Origin of the sequence: Streptomyces sp. NPDC001231, assembly GCF_042896885.1 — a bacterium.
Classification (GTDB): Bacteria; Actinomycetota; Actinomycetes; order Streptomycetales; family Streptomycetaceae; genus Streptomyces.
The window spans coordinates 1-19366 of sequence record NZ_JBIAXS010000046.1 but is presented as its reverse complement, the minus strand read 5'-3'; the positions used below and the strand labels follow the sequence as shown (position 1 = coordinate 19366).

General features: G+C 72.0%; 18 protein-coding genes and 1 pseudogene. 3 read left to right on the top strand and 16 right to left on the bottom strand.

The window, feature by feature from the left end:
* Positions 1-49: 49 nt before the first annotated feature.
* The 7 genes from truB to rimP all read right to left on the bottom strand — a co-directional run bounded on the left by truB (position 50) and on the right by rimP (position 7152).
* Positions 50-955, bottom strand: coding sequence for a tRNA pseudouridine(55) synthase TruB (gene truB / locus ACFY3J_RS36125; protein WP_384187043.1), 906 nt, complete (start codon positions 953-955; stop codon positions 50-52).
* Positions 952-1404 carry a 30S ribosome-binding factor RbfA gene (gene rbfA, locus ACFY3J_RS36120; RefSeq protein ID WP_384187040.1) on the bottom strand — a complete coding sequence of 151 codons (453 nt, stop codon included), beginning with the start codon at positions 1402-1404 and terminating at the stop codon, positions 952-954. The genes truB and rbfA overlap by 4 nt, the downstream gene beginning before the upstream one ends.
* Before the next feature lie 63 nt (positions 1405-1467).
* Entirely contained in the window at positions 1468-1761 is a 294-nt protein-coding gene (locus ACFY3J_RS36115) for a DUF503 domain-containing protein (RefSeq protein WP_100571646.1), read from the bottom strand.
* Between the two features lie 261 nt (positions 1762-2022).
* Positions 2023-5070: a translation initiation factor IF-2 gene (gene infB / locus ACFY3J_RS36110; RefSeq protein WP_384187037.1), complete on the bottom strand. Its 3048-nt coding sequence runs from the start codon at positions 5068-5070 to the stop codon at positions 2023-2025.
* 164 nt (positions 5071-5234) lie between these two features.
* On the bottom strand, positions 5235-5516 hold the full coding sequence (locus ACFY3J_RS36105; RefSeq protein ID WP_384187035.1) for a YlxR family protein: 282 nt from the start codon (positions 5514-5516) through the stop codon (positions 5235-5237).
* 149 nt (positions 5517-5665) lie between these two features.
* Positions 5666-6652, bottom strand: coding sequence for a transcription termination factor NusA (nusA, locus tag ACFY3J_RS36100; protein ID WP_384187033.1), 987 nt, complete (start codon positions 6650-6652; stop codon positions 5666-5668).
* Positions 6653-6654: 2 nt separating this feature from the next.
* Positions 6655-7152, bottom strand: coding sequence for a ribosome maturation factor RimP (rimP, locus tag ACFY3J_RS36095; protein WP_141357785.1), 498 nt, complete (start codon positions 7150-7152; stop codon positions 6655-6657).
* 195 nt (positions 7153-7347) lie between these two features.
* On the opposite strand from rimP, the gene ACFY3J_RS36090 reads away from it, so the two are divergent.
* The 3 genes from ACFY3J_RS36090 to ACFY3J_RS36080 all read left to right on the top strand — a co-directional run bounded on the left by ACFY3J_RS36090 (position 7348) and on the right by ACFY3J_RS36080 (position 9438).
* Entirely contained in the window at positions 7348-7938 is a 591-nt protein-coding gene (locus ACFY3J_RS36090; protein ID WP_390842645.1) for a hypothetical protein, read from the top strand.
* Positions 7935-8411 (top strand): ferritin-like domain-containing protein, encoded by a 477-nt coding sequence (locus tag ACFY3J_RS36085; RefSeq protein ID WP_384187027.1) that lies wholly within the window; start codon positions 7935-7937, stop codon positions 8409-8411. Before ACFY3J_RS36090 ends, ACFY3J_RS36085 begins: the two co-directional genes overlap by 4 nt.
* 118 nt (positions 8412-8529) lie before the next feature.
* Complete coding sequence (locus ACFY3J_RS36080) at positions 8530-9438, top strand: aminoglycoside phosphotransferase family protein (RefSeq protein WP_384187025.1); 909 nt, start codon at positions 8530-8532, stop codon at positions 9436-9438.
* Between the two features lie 501 nt (positions 9439-9939).
* Here the strand turns inward: ACFY3J_RS36080 and ACFY3J_RS36075 are convergent.
* The 9 genes and pseudogenes from ACFY3J_RS36075 to ACFY3J_RS36035 all read right to left on the bottom strand — a co-directional run.
* Entirely contained in the window at positions 9940-11640 is a 1701-nt protein-coding gene (locus tag ACFY3J_RS36075; protein ID WP_384187022.1) for a proline--tRNA ligase, read from the bottom strand.
* Positions 11641-11746: 106 nt separating this feature from the next.
* Positions 11747-12340 (bottom strand): GNAT family N-acetyltransferase, encoded by a 594-nt coding sequence (locus tag ACFY3J_RS36070; RefSeq protein WP_390842644.1) that lies wholly within the window; start codon positions 12338-12340, stop codon positions 11747-11749.
* 54 nt (positions 12341-12394) lie between these two features.
* Positions 12395-13243 carry a GNAT family N-acetyltransferase gene (locus ACFY3J_RS36065; RefSeq protein WP_390842643.1) on the bottom strand — a complete coding sequence of 283 codons (849 nt, stop codon included), beginning with the start codon at positions 13241-13243 and terminating at the stop codon, positions 12395-12397.
* A gap of 145 nt (positions 13244-13388) precedes the next feature.
* Complete coding sequence (locus ACFY3J_RS36060) at positions 13389-14279, bottom strand: ABC transporter permease (RefSeq protein WP_384187014.1); 891 nt, start codon at positions 14277-14279, stop codon at positions 13389-13391.
* On the bottom strand, positions 14279-15214 hold the full coding sequence (locus ACFY3J_RS36055) for an ABC transporter permease (RefSeq protein ID WP_390842642.1): 936 nt from the start codon (positions 15212-15214) through the stop codon (positions 14279-14281). The genes ACFY3J_RS36060 and ACFY3J_RS36055 overlap by 1 nt, the downstream gene beginning before the upstream one ends.
* The gene (locus tag ACFY3J_RS36050; RefSeq protein WP_390842641.1) at positions 15211-16551 is read right to left on the bottom strand and encodes an ABC transporter ATP-binding protein; all 1341 of its coding nucleotides are present in this window, start codon (positions 16549-16551) and stop codon (positions 15211-15213) included. Before ACFY3J_RS36050 ends, ACFY3J_RS36055 begins: the two co-directional genes overlap by 4 nt.
* A complete protein-coding gene (locus ACFY3J_RS36045) occupies positions 16548-17744 on the bottom strand; it encodes an ABC transporter substrate-binding protein (RefSeq protein WP_390842640.1) in 1197 nt (398 codons plus the stop codon). Before ACFY3J_RS36045 ends, ACFY3J_RS36050 begins: the two co-directional genes overlap by 4 nt.
* Positions 17745-17878: 134 nt before the next feature.
* Positions 17879-18940, bottom strand: coding sequence for a LacI family DNA-binding transcriptional regulator (locus ACFY3J_RS36040; RefSeq protein WP_390842639.1), 1062 nt, complete (start codon positions 18938-18940; stop codon positions 17879-17881).
* 283 nt (positions 18941-19223) lie between these two features.
* Positions 19224-19366, bottom strand: a pseudogene (locus ACFY3J_RS36035) (4-hydroxy-3-methylbut-2-en-1-yl diphosphate synthase); the annotation flags it as partial.

Below are 19366 nucleotides of genomic sequence, written 5' to 3'. Positions count from 1 at the left end.
TCTATTCGCCGCTCCACGGGCGCCGCTCCACGGGCACCGCCGCGCGCGGTCAGCCGAAGACGGCCAGGCTCTTGGCCTTGCCCCGCTGCTCCTCCACGAGCGCGAGGAGACCGCCGTCGGGGCCGTAGACGGCCACGGCACCGGCGCCCGCGTACTCGTCGGGCACCTCCAGCCGTACGCCGTTGATGAGCAGCCGGGCGCGCCGGGCGTCGACGTCCCAGCGGGGGAACGCCGCGGCGGCCGCCTCGCCGATCGGCATCACGGTCAGCTCCTGCTGGAGCTGGTCCAGCGTCCTGGCGGAGTCCAGTTTGTACGGACCGACGCGGGTGCGGCGCAGCGCGGTGAGGTGGCCGCCGACGCCGAGGTCGGCGCCCAGGTCGCGGGCGAGGGCGCGGATGTAGGTGCCGGAGGAGCAGACCACGGACACCACCAGGTCGAGCACGGGGGTGCCGTCGTCGGCGACGGCGTCGCGGATGTCGTGGACGGTGAAGGAGGAGACGGTCACCGGCCGGGCCGGGATCTCGAACTCCTCGCCCTCCCGGGCCCGCTTGTACGACCGCACGCCGTTGATCTTGATGGCGCTGACCTTGGACGGCACCTGCATGATGTCGCCGGTCAGCTTGGCGACGACGGCGTCGACGGCGTCCCGGGTGACCTTGGAGGCGTCCGTGGCGGAGATGATCTCGCCCTCGGCGTCGTCGGTGATCGTGTTCTGGCCGAGCCGGACGGTGCCGAGGTACTCCTTCTCGGTCAGCGCGAGGTGGCCGAGGAGCTTGGTGGCCTTCTCCACACCGAGCACGAGCACACCGGTCGCCATGGGGTCGAGGGTGCCCGCGTGGCCGATCCGGCGGGTCCTGGCGATGCCGCGCATCTTGGCCACGACGTCGTGCGAAGTGAAGCCCGACGGCTTGTCGACGATGACGAGGCCGTCGGGCGGGGTGGGCTTGCTGGTCATGCGGTGGTGTCGTCCGTCCCGTCGTCGGACCCCGGCTTCTTGTACGGGTCCGCCTCACCGGCGTACGTGGCACCGGCGGACGTCTCGCGCACCTTCGCGTCGGAGGCGCGGGCCTTGTCGAGGAGGTCCTCGATGTTCCGGGCGGTGTCCGGCAGGGCGTCCGCGACGAAGGCGAGGGTCGGGGTGAACTTCACTCCGGCCGCCCGGCCGACCTCGGAGCGCAGAATGCCCTTGGCGCTCTCCAGGCCCGCGGCCGCGGCGTTCCGCTCCTCTTCGTCTCCGTAGACGGTGTAGAAGACGGTCGCCTCCCGCAAGTCACCCGTGACCCGGGTGTCCGTGATGGTGACGTGCGAGCCGAGCCGCGGGTCCTTGATCCCGCGCTGCAGCTTCTGGGCCACCACCTCTCGGATGAGGTCCGCCAGCCTTTTCGCCCGCGCGTTGTCGGCCACTGGTCCGTCTCCCGTTCTTTCTTCTTCTGCTTGTGCGGTGTGGATGGTGCGGTGGGGTGCGGTCTAGTCGTCCTCGCCGTGGAAGCGGCGTCTGACGGACAGCAGCTCCACCTCGGGACGGCCGGCGACCAGCCGTTCGCACCGGTCCAGCACGTCGGTCAGGTGCGTCGCGTCGCCGGAGACCGCGGCGAGACCGATGACGGCCCGCCGGTGGAGGTTCGTGTGGTCCACCTCCGCCGCGCTCACCGCGTACTTGCGCTGGAGCTCGGCGACGATCGGGCGGACGACGGAACGCTTCTCCTTCAGCGAGTGGACGTCGCCGAGGAGCAGGTCGAAGGACAGAGTCCCCACGTACATGTGTGTGCCCGGGTTGCCCGCCGGTACGGGGTCGATGGTCCTGCCCTCTCGGTGGGCAGGGACATCAAGAACGGTACCGCGAACCCCGCCGGTGACTCGACGGGGTTTTCCGCGGCCCAGGTGGGACGGGGGTTTCCCGCTCCGGGGTGAGCGTGGCTTCGCGCCCCGCACGGCTCGCGGGGCCCTGGGCCCGGCGGCCCCGGACACGGCCGTGCCGGCCGACGGGAGTGGTCCCGCCGGCCGGCACGGGTGTCTGCGGCGTTACGCCCGCGGCTTCTCGCGGAGCTCGTACGTCGCGATGACGTCGTCGACCTTGATGTCGTTGAAGTTTCCGAGGTTGATACCACCCTCGTAGCCTTCGCGGATCTCGGTGACGTCGTCCTTGAAGCGGCGCAGACCCTCGATGTTGAGGTTCTCCGCGATGACCTTGCCGTCGCGCAGGAGGCGTGCCTTGCTGTTGCGCTTGACCTCGCCGGAGCGGATGAGCACACCGGCGATGTTGCCCAGCTTGGACGAACGGAAGACCTCGCGGATCTCCGCCGTGCCGAGCTCGACCTCCTCGTACTCGGGCTTGAGCATGCCCTTGAGGGCCGCCTCGATCTCCTCGATCGCCTGGTAGATGACCGAGTAGTACCGGACGTCCACGCCCTCGCGCTCGGCCATCTGCGCGGCACGCCCGGCGGCGCGCACGTTGTAGCCGATCACGATGGCGTCGGAGCCCATGGCCAGGTCGATGTCCGACTCCGTGACCGCACCCACACCGCGGTGCAGGACACGGATGTCGACCTCTTCGCCGACGTCGAGCTGGAGCAGCGAGGACTCGAGGGCCTCGACCGCACCGGACGCGTCGCCCTTGATGATGAGGTTGAGCTGCTGGACCTCGCCGGCCTTGAGCACCTTGTCCAGGTCCTCGAGCGACACGCGGCGGACGCGCTTGGCGAACGCGGCGTTGCGCTCACGGGCGGCGCGCTTCTCCGCGATCTGACGGGCCGTACGGTCCTCGTCCACCACGATGAAGTTGTCGCCCGCACCCGGGACGTTGGTCAGACCCAGGACCTGCACCGGCGTCGACGGGCCGGCCTCGGCCACGTTGTTGCCGTTGTCGTCGAGCATCGCCCGGACTCGGCCGTACGCGTCGCCGACCACCATGGTGTCGCCGACCCGCAGCGTGCCTCGCTGGACGAGCACCGTCGCCACGGCACCGCGGCCGCGGTCGAGGCGGGACTCGATCGCGATGCCCTGCGCGTCCTGCTTCGGGTTGGCCCGCAGGTCGAGCGAGGCGTCGGCGGTCAGGACGACCGCTTCCAGCAGCGAGTCGATGTGCAGACCCTGCTTGGCGGAGATGTCGACGAACATCGTGTCGCCGCCGTACTCCTCGGCCACCAGGCCGTACTCGGTCAGCTGACCGCGCACCTTGGTCGGGTCGGCGCCCTCGACGTCGATCTTGTTGACCGCGACCACGATCGGGACGTCGGCCGCCTTGGCGTGGTTGAGCGCCTCGACCGTCTGCGGCATGACGCCGTCGTTGGCCGCGACGACCAGGATGGCGATGTCCGTCGACCGGGCACCGCGGGCACGCATGGCGGTGAACGCCTCGTGACCCGGGGTGTCGATGAAGGTGATCGCCCGGTCCTCGCCGTTGACCTCGGTCGCGACCTGGTAGGCACCGATGTGCTGGGTGATGCCGCCGGCCTCGCCCGCGATGACGTTCGTCTTGCGGATGGCGTCGAGCAGTCGGGTCTTTCCGTGGTCGACGTGGCCCATGACGGTGACGACCGGCGGGCGGACGACCAGGTCGTCCTCGCCGCCCTCGTCCTCGCCGAACTCCAGGTCGAAGGACTCGAGCAGCTCGCGGTCCTCCTCCTCGGGGCTGACGATCTGAACCTGGTAGTTCATCTCGTCGGCGAGGAGCTGGAGCGTCTCGTCGGACACGGACTGCGTGGCCGTGACCATCTCGCCCAGGTTCATCATGACCGCGACGAGCGACGCCGGGTTGGCGTTGATCTTCTCCGCGAAGTCGGTGAGCGACGCACCGCGCGACAGGCGAATGGTCTCGCCGTTGCCGCGAGGCAGCATCACGCCGCCGACCGACGGGGCCTGCATGGCCTCGTACTCCTGGCGCCTCTGCCGCTTCGACTTGCGGCCGCGACGCGCGGGACCGCCGGGACGGCCGAAGGCGCCCTGCGTGCCACCACGGCCACCGGGACCACCCGGACGACCGCCGAAGCCGGGACGGCCACCGCCGCCACCGCCGAAGCCGCCACCGCCGCCGGGACGACCGGCGAAACCGCCGCCGCCACCGGGACGACCGGCACCGCCGCCGCCACCGGGACGACCGGCGAAACCGCCGCCGCCACCGGGACGACCGGCACCGCCGGGACGACCCGCACCACCCGGGCCACGGCCGCCGGGGCCGGGACGCGGGCCGGCAGCGGGACGCTGCGGCATCATGCCGGGGTTCGGGCGCGGACCGCCCGGACCGGGACGCGGACCGCCCTGCGGACGGGGCATCGAGCCCGGGGTCGGGCGCGGACCGCCCGGAGCCTGCGGACGCGGACCGCCGCCCTGGGCACCGGGACCCTGCGGACGCGGACCGGCGCCGGGAGCACCGGGGCCGCCGGGCCGCTGGCCCTGCGGACGCGGCGCCTGGGGACGCGCCATGCCGGTGGAGCCACCGGAGGTGAAGGGGTTGTTGCCCGGACGCGGACCGGCCGGACGGGCGCCCGGACGCGGACCCTGGCCACCGGGGCGCGCGGCACCCTGGCCCGGACGCTGACCCTGGCCCTGGCCGGGACGGCCACCGGGCTTGGGGGCACCCGGACGGGCGCCGGGCTTCGGCGCGGCCGGCGACGGAGCCGACGGCGGAGCGGTGAACTCCGGCGTGGTGGGCGCGGCCGGAGCCGGACGCGGCGCGGGCTTGGGACCCGGCACCGGACGCGGGCCGGGGGTCGGCGCGGACGCCGACGGGGCCGCGGGCTGCTGCGCCGGGGAGGGCTTGGGCGCGGCCGGCGGCTTGGGCGCAGCCGGACGCTCCCCCGCCGCCTTGACGACGCGGGAGGGACCCCCGGCCTGCGCCGGAGACGGCGCGGCGGGCCTGGGGGCGGCCTTCCTCGGGGCACCCGGCTTCGCGGCGGACCTGCCGCTGCCGTTGCCCTGCTGGAAGGCGTCAGTCAGTTTGCGTACTACGGGCGCCTCGATCGTCGAGGACGCCGATCGGACGAATTCACCGAGTTCCTGGAGCTTGGCCATGACGACCTTGCTCTCCACACCGAACTCCTTGGCGAGTTCGTAGACCCGGACCTTAGCCACTTCGCTCCTTTGAGGTCCGGGTTGCGGCCGGACCGTCGCTAGTTCATGGGCGTACTCATCGCGTACTCATCGAGTGCTCATCGCAATCTCGACCTGCTTTCGACTCGCGAGGTACCAGGCCGCACGGGGGCTTCCGTACGGACGTCTTTCCTTGCCGTGTTGCCTCAGCAACCTTGTGCCTGCTCGACGTACCGGCGCAACGCCATTACGTCGAGCGGTCCCGGGACGCGGAGCGCCCGCGGAAACGCCCGGCGGCGCACCGCCTGGTCGAGACAGACCGGGGCGGGGTGTACATACGCACCCCGGCCGGGCAGCGTACCGCGAGGATCGGGGACGCACTTACCCTCGACCGCCACGGTGCGCAATAGTTCGATCTTGGCCGCTCGCTCCCGGCATCCCACACAAGTACGCTCAGGGCATGCGCGGGCACGCGTCCGGCCAGACACAGCTAAGTCTACCTCCCCGCACCGACCTCACCCCTGCGGGGCAAAGATCGAACGGCTGTTGTCGTATTCCGAGCGACCTGCGGCCCGGATCTATTCCCCCCGGACGGGTGAACTCCCCCGCGGTCCTGCCCGGACGCCCGCTCGGAGGGCTACTCGGGGGCCTGCTCGGTGTCCGGGCGGATGTCAATCCTCCAGCCGGTGAGCCGGGCCGCCAGCCGGGCGTTCTGGCCCTCCTTGCCGATCGCCAGCGACAGCTGGTAGTCGGGCACGGTCACGCGGGCGGACCGGGCGGCCATGTCCACGACCTCCACCTTGGAGACGCGGGCCGGCGACAGCGCGTTCGCCACCATCTCGGCCGGGTCGTCCGACCAGTCGACGATGTCGATCTTCTCGCCGTTCAGCTCACCCATCACATTGCGCACCCGGCCGCCCATGGGGCCGATGCAGGCGCCCTTGGCGTTGAGGCCCGAACGGGTGGACCGCACGGCGATCTTGGTGCGGTGACCGGCCTCACGGGCGATCGCGGCGATCTCCACGGAGCCGTCGGCGATCTCCGGGACCTCCAGGGCGAAGAGCTTCTTCACCAGGTTCGGGTGCGTACGGGACAGGGTCACCGAGGGGCCGCGGACGCCCTTGGCCACCCGGACGACGTACGACCGCAGCCGCATGCCGTGCGGGTAGGTCTCGCCGGGGACCTGCTCCTGCACCGGCAGGATGGCCTCCAGCTTGCCGATGTCGACGAGCACGTTCTTCGGGTCGCGGCCCTGCTGGACGACCCCGGTGACGATGTCGCCCTCGCGGCCGGCGTACTCGCCGAGCGTCGCGTCGTCCTCGGCGTCGCGCAGCCGCTGCAGGATGACCTGCTTGGCGGTGGTGGCGGCGATACGGCCGAAGCCGGACGGGGTGTCGTCGAACTCGCGGGCCTCCTGGCCCTCCTCGAGGTCCTGGGGGTCCTCCTTCGCCCACACGGTCACATGCCCGGTCTGCCGGTCGAGCTCCACGCGCGCGTGGCGGCGGCTTCCCTCGGTGCGGTGGTAGGCGATGAGGAGGGCCGACTCGATCGCCTCGACCAGCAGGTCGAAGGAGATCTCCTTCTCTCGTACCAAGCCCCGCAGGGCACTCATGTCGATGTCCACGGCTACGCCTCCTCTTCCTTCTGGTCCTTGCGGTTGAACTCGACCTGCACCCGTGCCCTGACGACGTCCGGGAAACCGAGTCTGCGGGTCGTGGGCTTGCGCCCCTTCACCCCGGGCACTTCGAGGTCGAGGCCTTCGTCGTCGACCCCGAGGATCCTGGCCACCAGCTCGCCGCCGTCGGCCAGCTGGAACTTGGCCAGCCGGCCCGTGGCGCGCACGTAGTGACGGTGTTCCCTGAGGAGGCGCTCCGCGCCCGGGGTGCCGACCTCGAGGGTGTACTCGCCCTCGCCCATCGCGTCCGTCTCGTCGAGCCTCGCCGAGAGCGCACGGCTCACATCGGCGATCCGGTCCAGATCGGCCCCGGTGTCGGAGTCGACGACGACGCGCAGCACACGCTTGCGTCCTACGGAGTCCACGGCGATCTCTTCGAGATCCAGGCCCTGGGAGGTGACGAGCGGTTCCAGCAGTTCCCGCAGCCTCTCGCTCTGGGTGGTGCTCATCCGGGTGACTCCTCGGCCGCGTCTGCTGTTGTGGGGTGGTCGCGTGTCTGGTCAAAGGGTATCCGGTCCGAAGGGGTGTTGCCGTCCACCTGGGCAGCAGCGGTGCCGCTGAGTGATGCGTGCGCGGGGCGCGGGTACCGTGATCACGGGCGAGCCGCCCCTCCCACTTCGTTCACGCACCCGAGGACGTCTGACGTGCCGTTCCCCTCACCTCCGCGCGCCCTGACGGGCCCGCGCAGAAGGAGCCTGCTCGCCTCGGCCGCGGGTGCCGCCCTGCTCGTGGGCTGCTCCACCGGTTCCGACGACTCCGGCGGCACGGGCCAGGCCCCGTCGGCCGCCGAGCGGATGCGCGCGCGTGCGGCTCGCGACAGCGAGGAGCTGGCGCGGCGGTACGACGCGGTGATGGCCGCGCATCCGGCGCTGGCGGAGCGCCTGCGGCCGCTGCGCGCGCACGTCGCGGCGCACGCGGAGGCGTTCGGCGGCACCGCCAAGGCCTCGCCCGGCGCGACGGCCTCGACCACGCCGCCGACGGCCTCGGCCACGCCCCAGGGCTCCGGTTCGCCCGAGGGCTCCAGGGCACCGGCGGGTGCCGAGGCCTCAGGCTCTCCCGCCGCCGGGGAGACCGCGAAGTCCGCCCTGGCCGGGCTCGCCGCCGCCGAGCGTTCCCTGTCCGACCGGCGCACGGCGGCCCTGCTCCAGGCGCCCGGCGAACTGGCCCGTCTGCTGGCCTCGGTGGCGGCGGCCGGTGCCGCGCACGCGTATCTCCTGACGGAAGGTGACAAGTGAGCCAGGTGACGGACCGGCGGCGGCTGGAGGCACTCCAGGCGGCGCTCGCCGCCGAGCACGCGGCCGTGTACGGGTACGGCGTCGTCGGGGGCCGGATCGGCGAGAGCCGGCGGGCCGAGGCGCGGTCGGCGTACGACGCCCACCGGGCGCGGCGGGACGCGCTGGTGCGCGAGGTGCGGGATCTGGGCGGGCAGCCGGTGGCCGCGGCGGCCGCCTACACGCTGCCGTTCCCGGTGCCGGACTCCGCGGCGGCGGTACGGTTCGCCGCCGAGCTGGAGGAACGCGTGGCCGGGGTGTACTCGGACCTGGTCCGGGCGGTCGCGGGCGAGCGGCGGCGGGAGGCCGCCGGGGCGCTGCGCGAGGTGGCGGTCCGGGCGGTGCGCTGGCGCGGGGGGAGCGTAGCCTTCCCTGGTCTCGCCGAACGGGCCGGTGCGGCGGGCACGCCCACGACTTCGGCGGCACCGACGCCGTAGGGCGTACGGATGCCACGGCCGGGCACGGCCGGGAGGATCAGGACGGCGCGGGAGGCGCCCACGGCGCACGGCGACAGCGGAGAACGCGTCCAGGAAGTCAGGAAGGAACGACTCGCGCATGGCTTTCGAACCGCCGCGGCGTCTGGTGCGGGCGCTGGGTGAGACCGCACCGGACGGGGACGACTGGCTGGAGAAGCTGCCCGGACTGGCGCGGCAGGCGGTGGCGCTGCGCGAGCTGACCGTCGAGCGGGTGCAGATGCCCGGCGGACGCAGCAGCCTCGTCGTGCTGGTGCGGACGGCGGACGGGACGCCGGCCGTGCTCAAACTGGCCCCTGCCCGGGCCCGCCCGGAGAGCGAGCGGGCCGCGCTCGCGCACTGGGGCGGGCGGGGGGCCGTGCAACTGCTGGAGGACGGGCCGGCCGGTCCGGTCGAGGGCGTGCTGCTGCTGGAGCGGCTCCATCCGGACGTGTCGGTGCGGTCGCTGCCGGAGGCGCGGGCGCTGCTGGAGGCGGCGGGCACGCTGCGGCGACTGTGGGTCGAACCGCCCACCGGGCACACCTTCGAGACGGTCGAGGAGCGGACCGGGCGGCAGGCCGGGGCGATGCGGGCGAGCGCGGAGGCCGACGCGGAGGTGGCGCCGCTGGTCGAGGCGGCGCTCACGGCCCGCGCGGAACTGCTGGCCGCGCCGCCCGAGCGGCGGCTGCTGCACGGCACGTTCCGGCAGAGCAAGGTGCTCGCCGGGGACCGGATGCCGTGGCTGGCCGTGGGCCCGGACCCGGTGGTCGGCGAGGCCGCCTTCGACCTGGCGCGGCTGGTCCGCGACCGGGTGGAGGACCTGATCGCCGCGCCGTCCGGCGCCGCCACCACCCGGCGCCGGATCAGGCGACTGGCGGAGTCCCTGGAGGTCGACCGCGACCGCCTGCGCGGCTGGACGCTCTTCCGAGCCGTGGAGTCGGGCGTACGCGCCCGTCGCGTGGGCCGCCCGAAGGACGCGGAACTCCTCCTGGAATTCGCCACCTGGCTCTGACCCACCCGGCCGCTCGGAAGGGGGGAGACGACGAGGGATCAGTGCCCGCCCGGAGGACATGACCCGAACGCGGAGGCAGCCGCCTCCGCCACGGTGAGCGTCCGGGGCGCAGGCCGACAGCCGCACCCCCGGACCCCGCGCCCACCTCTCAGCAGCCGCCACTGACAGGAGACGGCGCTGCCGTGATGACGGCCAGCCCGCCCGCCGACCTGCGAGCCGCAGGATCACGGCCCTTCCCGCCGATCACGACGCGGACGCAAGCCCGTCACACCCCTCCGCCTCCCGGCCGGGAACCACCAGGCCCCACGCCCCCGGACGACAGCGGCGCCGCCATCACGACGGCCGCTCCCCCCGCGTGCCGGACGGGGAGAGCGGTGACGCGGGGTCAGCGAGCGGTCGGCGGATCCTGATGCGGGTGCGGGGTCCGGCGCGTCCTCGCTCGCCCTGTGGCTGGACGTGCCCGACCCCGCTTGATCCCGTGACCCGTCTCGCCCGGCAGGACTACGCCGTGAGGCGGGCGATCGCTTCCTCGATCGGGAGCTCCTCGCGCTCGCCGGTGCGGCGGTCCTTCAGCTCGACGACGCCCTCGGGCGCGCGGCGGCCGACGACCAGGATCTGCGGGACGCCGATGAGTTCGGAGTCGGTGAACTTCACGCCCGGGGAGACACCGGCCCGGTCGTCGACGAGGACGCGGACGCCGGCCGCGGCGAGCTTCTGGGAGACCTCCAGGGCCACCTCGGTCTGCAGGGCCTTGCCGGCGGCGACCACGTGCACGTCGGCCGGGGCGACCTCCTTGGACCAGATCAGGCCCTTGTCGTCGGCGTGCTGCTCGGCGAGGGCGGCCACGGCGCGGGAGACACCGATGCCGTAGGAGCCCATGGTGACGCGGACCGGCTTGCCGTTCTGGCCGAGGACGTCGAGCTTGAGGGCGTCGGCGTACTTGCGGCCGAGCTGGAAGATGTGGCCGATCTCGATGGCCCGGTCCAGCTTGAGGCCGGTGCCGCACTTCGGGCAGGGGTCGCCGTCCTGCACGACCACCACGTCGACGTACTCGTCGACCTCGAAGTCGCGCCCGGCGACCACGTTCTTCGCGTGCGTGTGCTCCTTGTTGGCGCCGGTGATCCAGGCCGTGCCGGGCGCCACGCGCGGGTCGGCGATGTACTTCACCTTGTCCAGGCCCTGCGGACCGACGTAGCCGCGGACCAGGTCCGGGCGGCCCACGAAGTCCTCGGCGGTGACCAGCTCGACGGCGGCCGGGGCGAAGTGCGCCTCGACCTTGCCCAGGTCCACCTCGCGGTCGCCGGGGACACCGACGGCGACGATCTCCCCGTCGACCTTGACGAGCAGGTTCTTCAGCGTGGCGGAGGCCGGCACACCGAGGGAGGCGGCCAGGGTCTCGATGGTCGGGGTGTCCGGGGTGGGGATCTCCTCGGCCGCGGGCACGCCGGAGCCGTCCACCGGCACCAGCTCGTACGCGATCGCCTCGGTGTTGGCGGCGAAGTCGCAGTTCGGGCAGTCGGCGAAGGTGTCCTCGCCGGCGGCGGCCGGGGCGAGGAACTCCTCGGACTTGGAGCCGCCCATCGCGCCCGCGGTCGCGGCGCAGATCCGGTAGTCCAGCCCCAGGCGGTCGAAGATCCGCTGGTAGGCCTGGCGGTGCAGGGCGTAGGACTCGGCGAGGCCCTCGTCGGCGAGGTCGAAGGAGTAGGAGTCCTTCATCAGGAACTCGCGCCCGCGCAGGATGCCCGCGCGGGGCCGGGCCTCGTCCCGGAACTTGGTCTGGATCTGGTAGAGGATGACCGGCAGGTCCTTGTAGGAGGTCGCCTGGTCCTTCACCAGCAGGGTGAAGATCTCCTCGTGGGTCGGCCCGAGGAGGTAGTCGCCGCCCTTGCGGTCCTTCAGACGGAACAGCTCGGCGCCGTACTCGTCCCAGCGGCCGGTCGCCTCGTACGGCTCACGGGGCAGCAGCGCGGGCAGCAGCACCTCCTGGGCGCCGATCGCGTCCATCTCCTCGCGGACGATCCGCTCCACGTTGGCGAGGACCTTCTTGCCCAGCGGCAGCCAGGTCCAGATCCCGGCGGCGGTGCGCCGTACGTAGCCCGCGCGGACCAGCAGCTTGTGGCTCAGGACCTCGGCGTCCGCCGGGTCGTCGCGCAGCGTCTTCGCCAACAACTGGGACATGCGCTGGACCGGTGCGTTGGCCATGGTTCTCGTACTCCTGCCGATGGTGGCCCCCGCTCGGGCGAGGCCGAGAGTGGGGGAAGCTGATGGCTAGGAGGTTAGCCGGGCTTGCCGCGCCGGTGGAAATCGGTTAAAGCCGACCAGGTACTGTGTCCGGACGGCGGCGCAGCGGCAGCGGGGCGCCCATCACGGCGTACGGTTTCGGCGCGCTGGGGAAGTGCACCTGGCGGGCGAGGTCCTCGTAGCCCAGGGAGTGGTAGAGGCCGCGGGCCGGGCTGTCGGTGTCGATCGCGGAGAGGATCGAGCGGGGCTCGCTCGCACTGTCGGTGATGGCGGTGATCAGGGCCCGTCCGATGCCGCGGTTCTGGTGGCTCGGGTGGACGTGCAGTTCGGTGATCACGAAGGAGTCGTCGAGCCAGTCGTCGTGGCCGCGGGCGCGCAGGTAGGGCTCGACGACGGTGGACCACCAGTGGGTGCGGTCGTTGGGCATGCCGTAGACGAATCCCGCGAGCCGGCCGTCGGCCGTGATGGCACCGAGCGCGCGGGCTCCCCGGCAGGTCATGTGGCGCAGCACGATCTGCCGGCGTACGGCCACCTCGTCGGCGCCGAGACCGAAGGCGACGGCCTGCACGGCGAGCGCCTCGTCGACGCGGACCGGCAGGTCCAGGGGGCCGATCACGACGTCGTCGCTGCGGCGGTGTCCGTGACCGGGGAAGTGCGCCATGCCGGGAGACTACAGGGCGTGCACGGGGCGCTGAACAGCGCAGTGAGGCGCAGGTCAGAAGAGAACGCTCATGAACGCGCCGACCTCCTGGAAGCCCGCCCTCAGGTAGGTGCGCCTGGCCGCGGTGTTGAAGTCGTTCACGTACAGACTGACCACCGGGGCCACATCGGCCAGCGCGTACCGCAGGACCGCCGCCATGCCGGAGACCGCCAGACCGCGGCCGCGGTACTCGGGGGCCACCCACACGCCCTGGATCTGGCAGGCCTCGGGGGTCGCGGCGCCGATCTCCGCCTTGAACATCACCTTGCCGTGCTCGTCGAGGCGGGCGAAGGAGCGGCCGGAGCCGACGAGTTCGGCGACCCGGGCCTGGTAGAGCAGACCGCCGTCCCCGGCGAGCGGGGAGACGCCGACCTCCTCGGTGAACATCGCCACGCAGGCCGGCATGATCGTCTCCATCTCGTCCTTGCGGATGCGGCGGACGTAGGGATCGGGAGCGATGCCGGCCGGCATGCGGTCGGTGACCATGAGCGGCTGGTGGGCGCGGATCTCGCGGGCCGGGCCCCAGCCCGGTTCCAGGAGCCGCCACAGCTGGGCGGTGGGTTCGGCCGGTCCCACGATGGAGGAGCAGCGGCGGCCGGCCCGGCGCGCACGGTCCGCGAAGGCCCGGACTGCCCTGGGGGTGGCGCAGATCGGGACGAGGTTGGCCCCCGCGTAGCACAGGGACGTGAGTATGCCGTCCTCGTACCAGCCCCACATCTCTCCGCCGAGCCGCCACGGGTCCAGTCCGGCGACCTGAACGCGGGACGTCACGAAGGCGTTCGCGACCGGCTCGCGGCCGAGGACCGCGAGCGCGGCGTCGAGGTCGCTCGGTCCGAGGACCGCGGTGGTCGTCTGGGTCAACACGTCGGCGGGGCCTCACCATGAGGATCTACTGGTTCCCGCACTGTACCTGGCAGCGACGGGGGACGCCGCCCGGCGGTGAATGCCGCCCAGCGCCGCCCCTGCCAGTGGGAATGGCCGGCCCGCTGCCCCTCGGAACGGCCGTCCCCTACGCGGACCGGTCCTCCTTGACGCGGGTCACCAACTGGGTGGGATTGACGAAGCGCAGGGCGATCACCAGCAGCACGAGCATCGACAGCGTGTACATCACGGCCATCGCGTCGATGGACTGCTGGGTGCGGATACCGGCCGAGAAGACGGCGTAGTAGAGGGCCACGACGAGGGTCTGGCTGTCCGGTCCCGCGGTGAGGAAGGTGAGTTCGAACATGCCGACCGTGCGGACCAGGACCAGTACGGAGGCGGCGAGGATTCCGGGTACCAGCAGCGGCGCGAGGACGCGCAGCAGGACGGAGCCGGTTCGGGCCCCGCACATCCGGGCGGCCGCCTCGATCCTGGGGTCGATCTGCTCGATGAACGGGGTCATCGTCAGGACGACGAACGGCACCGACGGCACCAGGTTCGCCAGCACCACCCCGGTCAGGGTCCCGGCGAGCTGGAACTTGTACAGGACGGTGGCCAGCGGGATGCCGTAGGTGAGGGGCGGCACCAGGATCGGCAGCACGAACAACAGCAGCACGGCCTTCTTGCCGGGGAAGTCCCGCCGGGCCAGCGCGTAGGCGGCCGGCACCCCGATCACCACGGACAGGACGACGACGAGCACGGAGACCAGCGCGGTCGTCCAGAAGACCTGGCCGAGCTGGAACTCCCGCCAGGCGGAGCCGTACCACTTCGTCGTCCAGCCCTGCGGCAGCCAGCTGGTGAACCAGCGGGTGCCCAGGGAGTCGACGAGCGGGACACCGATGACTCCGGCGAGTTGGAGGAAGAAGAACCCGAAGACGAGGGCGGCGATCCAGGTGCCGGGGCGGATCCTGCGCCACCGGGAGGGGGCGGCCGGGTCCGTACCGGTCTGCGCCGCGGGGGTCTGGACGAGGTCGGCCATCAGCCCTTGCCTCCCGTCGCTCCTCGGTACAGCAGCGACCGCCAGGCGAGCACGAGGACGACGACCGCGAGCATCACCGCGGCCATGATCATGGCGATGGCGGAACCGAGGGAGTAGTCGAATTTCTGGAACGCCGCCTGGTACGCCTCGATCGAGATGACGTGCGTGGTCCTGCGCGGGTCACCGACCAGTTGGGCGGACGGGAACACCGCGAACGCCAGGACGAACGACAGGCAGAAGGTGATGGCAAGGCCCGGCGCGAGCAGCGGCAGGAGCACGTACCGCAGCCGCTTGCGCCAGTCCGCGCCGAGCGTCGCGGCGGCCTGCTCCAGGCTGGGGTCGATACCGGTCAGGTACGACAGCGTCAGCAGGTAGGAGAAGGGGAAGCCGGTGATGATCAGCGAGACCAGCACACCCCAGTAGTTGTGCACCAGGGCGAGCGGCTCGTCGATGAGTCCGAGACCCAGCAGGGCCTTGTTGAACCAGCCGTTGGGGCCGAGGTAGCCGAGCAGGCCCTGGGCGGTGAGGACCGTCCCGAGGGTGATCGGCATGACCAGCAGCGTGGTGATCAGGCGCCGGCCGCGGAACACTCCGCGGGTGCGGAACGCGACCGGCACGGCGGCGAGGCAGTTGATCAGCGCGGCGGGCACGGCCAGGCCCAGGGTGATCCACAGGGTCTCCCGCAGATACGGATCGCTGAAGAAGAGCCGGTAGTTGGCGAACGGCCCCCCGCCCTGGGCGGGTTGGAACGACAGTCCCAGCCCGTAGAAGAAGGGGTAGCAGAACAGCACGGCGAGGAAGAGCACGCCCGGGACCGCGAGGAGCAGGAGCCGGTCGACCCCGCGCTCGGCCAGGCGGTGGCGCAGCGCGGGCCGGGCGGCCGGGGGTTGCGGCGGCGCGGGCGGCGGGGCCGCGCGGGTTCCGGTGGCGCTCATGTGGCCACCTGCTTCGGGGTGGCACGCGCCTCCCGCGACTTCTCGGAAGACTCCGCCGCGCCCTCGTCCGCCGCTGCGGCCGCCGGGTTCCGCGGGTCGGCGGAGTCCGGCTCCCCGGTCCCGGGGTCGGACGGCACGGGGGCGGACGGTCCGTCCCCGGCGCCGGCGCCACCCGGTCCGCGGGACGGCCCGGTACCGCTGTCGCTCGGCTGTCCGTCGCCGTCGTCGGCGGCGAAGACCAGGACCCGGTCGGGCGGTGCGACGAGCCGTACCGACTCGTCGGGCGCGAGCCGTTTCCGGGTGCGGAAGTGGACCCGGCGCCCGTCCGTCAGCCGTGCCTGCACGGCGAGTTCCCGTCCGTGGTACTCGACGACCTCGACCGTCGCGGGCAGTCCCGGAGTGCCGGGGGTGCCGGGGGTGCCGGGGGTGCCGGGGGTGCCGTCGGCAGGCTCGTCCCCGGTCACCGCGTCCAGGTCCTCGGGGCGGATGGCCGCCGTGACCCGGCCGCCGGCCGCCACGCCGTCACGGTCTAGCCCGACGAGCGGGCTGCCCGCGATGTCGACGACCACATGGGGGCCGCGGGTCCCGGTGACGGTGGCGTCCAGCAGGGTGCGGTAGCCCATGAAGGAGGCGACATAGCGGTTGGCCGGGCGGCTGTAGACCTCCTCCGGGGTGCCGATCTGCTGGGTGCGGCCGTCGCGCAGCACGACGAGCCGGTCCGCGAGGGAGAGGGCCTCCTCCTGGTCGTGCGTGACGTACACGGTGGTCAGTCCGAGCCGCTGGTGCAGGCGGCGGATCTCCGCCCGCATCTCCAGGCGCAGGGCGGCGTCGAGGTTGGACAGCGGCTCGTCCATCAGCACCAGCCGCGGTTCCAGGACGATCGCGCGCGCGATGGCGACCCGCTGCTGCTGGCCGCCGGAGAGCTGACCGGGCCGCTTGTGGGCGTGAGCGGTCAACTGCACCATGTCCAGGGCCCTGGTGACCCGTTCGGCGGCCTGGGCCCTGGGGACCTTCGCCATCTTCAGACCGAAGCCGACGTTGTTCCGGACGGTCATGTGCGGGAACAGGGCGTAGTTCTGGAAGACCATGCCGAACCCGCGCCGCTCGGGGGCGAGTTGGTCGATGCGCTCCCCGTCGAGAAAGATCCGGCCGCCGGTCAGCGGCAGCAGTCCGGCCAGGCAGTTGAGGGCGGTGGACTTGCCGCACCCGGAGGGGCCGAGCAGCGCCACGAACTCGCCGCCCGAGATCTCCAGGTCCAGCCCCCGCAGGGCCTGGTGTCCGCCGAAACTGCGGGTGACCCCGGCCAGGCGCAGGGTCGAGATGCGGGCCCCCGTCACTGGCCCGCCACCTGACGGTTCCACAGGTCGAACGCCTTGACCTGCGCCTGCGAGGACAGCGACGGCTTCTTCGGGAACTGGTCGATCCACATGTCGAACTCGGGGACGCCGTACTCCTTGATGACCTGCTGGGACTTGGCGGGCGCCATCGACAGGGGCACGTCCTTGACGGCCGGGCCGGGATAGAAGTAGCCGTCGTCGTAGGCCTTCGCCTGCTGCTCGGGGGTGAGCATCCAGTGGAGCAGGTTGAGCACCGCGGACATCTTGTCGGCGCTGACTCCCTTGGGGACCACGGCGTACTGGGCGTCGGTCACCCAGGTCATGTCGTCGAAGTGACCGGCCTTCATCTTCTTCGGCACGGTGCCGAGGGCACGCGGGTTGATGTACCAGCCCGTTGTGCTCATGATCATGTCAACCTGACCGGTGGCCAGGTTCTTCATGGTCTCGGAGGTGCCCGAGCCGTACACGTCGACGTACTTGTCGAGTTCCTTCAGGTACGCCCACGTCTTGTCCCACCCCTTCTCGGGGTCGGACGGGTCCTTGTCGCCGAGGAGGTACGGCAGCCCCATCAGCCAGGTACGGCCGGGACCCGAGTTGGCCGGGTCGGCGTACTGGAAGCGCTTGGGGTGGGCCTTGGCCCAGTCGAGGAGTTCCTGCGGGGTCCTCGGCGGGTTCGGCACCTTGGCCGGGTCGTACTCGTACAGCGGCCCCGACGGGTAGTACACGACGGCCGTGCCCTTGCCCTGAGCCAGTTTCGCCATCTCCGCCGCCGGCGGCAGGTAGTCCGGGTTGCCGATGGCGTCCTGGTGCGCGGCCATGTCCGCCCAGAGGTCCTGCTCGAGCCCCGCGGCGAGGCCGTCGGTGCCGGTGAGGACCATGTCGATCTGGACGCGGCCTGCCTGCTGCTGTGCCTTGATCTTGCCGGCGAGTTCCGGAGCGGGCGCCTTGGAGTACGAGATCTTGCCGACGATCTCCGGATGCGTCTTCCGGAACTCGTCGATCATGCCCTGGGTCAACTGGAGGTTCCCGGCGACGTCGAGGATCTCCAGCGAGACCGGCTTGCTCGGCTTGTCCGGCACCTTCTGGGCGGACTGCCCCTTGTCCCCCGACGACTGACTGCTCGGTGCGCTGCATCCGACCACCGTGACCGCGAGCAACAAGCCGGCGGCGACGAGGCGCTGAGCGGACGGCATACGAAGACTGGCTCTGTGGACGGTGCGGGACACAGCAACTCCCTGCGGGCATCGACCCGATATGCGTCAGCGACAGTGAGGAAACGCTTTCTCAGCCTGGTGCCCGAACAAAGTCCTGCCAGCCATCGGATCTGTCAAGAAGGTGCGCCGGTCGAACTGCGAACGTGCAGGTCGACCGGGATGGATTCGCCCTCGATGTCGTCCTCGCCGGCCATCAGGCGCAGCAACGCCGCACCGGCGGCCTGCCCGAGTCGGCCTCGGGGAATCGCTACCGTGGTGAGGGGCGGCGCCGAGAAGCGCGCCATGTCGATCTCGTCGAAGCCCGTCAGGGACACATCGTCCGGCACCCGTACGCCGAGTTCGGCGAAGCGCGCGAGCAGTCCGAGCGCCACGAAGTCGTTGTAGGCCATCACGGCGCTCGCGCCGGTGCCGAGGGCTGCGTCGGCCGCCGCATATCCGTCGTCGGCGGTGGAGCCTCCGTCGACCGTGCGCACACGCAGCCCGAAGTCCTCGGCGGCGGCGAGGGCGCGCGCCCGCTCGTGGTGGGCCCAGGCGCTCCCGGGGCCGGCGACGTAGACGACGTCCCGGTGCCCGAGCTGGGCGAGGTGGCCGCAGAGGGCCAGGACGCCGCGGAAGAAGTCGACGGTGATCGCCCGCAGACCGAGGCCGGGCTCCTGCCGGTTGGTGACCAGGATCGGGGTGTCGCGGCCGGTCAGCGCGATGAGGTCGGCGCGCGGCATCCGCGGGGAGCAGAGCAGCAGGCCGTCCGCGTACCGGATGAGGTCCTCGGCCAGTTCCCGCTCGGCGGCGGGGTCCTCGTTGGAGTCCATGACCAGGACACGGGACCCGTTGGATCTGGCCACCGCGGAGAGGGCCTTGATGATGTCGTGGAAGTACTGGTTCGCCAGGTCCGGGACGAGCACCCCGAGCGTGCCGGAGCGGCCCCGGGCCAGGCCCTGCGCCGCGGCGTTCGGGCGGTAGCCCAGGTCGGCGATGGTCTCGCGGACCCGGTCGGCGAGGTCCGGGGCGACGGTGCCGACCTGGTTGATCACCCTCGAGACGGTCGACACGGAGGCGCCGGAGGCGCGGGCCACATCGGCGATGGTGACGCGTTTCCGCCCACGCCCGGAGGACCGTCCCGCGGACCCCTCACCACCGTGTCCGGCGCGCTCTCCGGTGCGCCGCGCTGTGGTCATCGCATCCCCCCTGGAGCCGTCCCGTGCCGAGATAGCGATTTCTCGGCCTGCTCGTCAGCAAGTTAGCAGTCACAAGCGAGCGCGAAGAGGGCGTGGACGGCGGCAGCTGGTGAACCGTCGCAACATTTCGGTGAAAACGCTTTCCGGAGAACCGGACAGCCCCGCCCCTTCAGGGGCGGGGCTGCGGTGTGGCGTGAAAAGTGCGGCGAGGCGGGAGCCGCCGGGGGTCAACCGCGCCGCTCCGGGATCGGTCGCCGTCCCTCGGTCAGCCGTCGTCCTGCGGTCAGCCGCTGACCGAGATCTCGGGCTCGCCCGAGGCGACGCCGTCCTTCTCCATCTGCTCGGCGATCTTCATGGCCTCCTCGATCAGGGTCTCCACGATCTTCGACTCCGGGACGGTCTTGATGACCTGCCCCTTGACGAAGA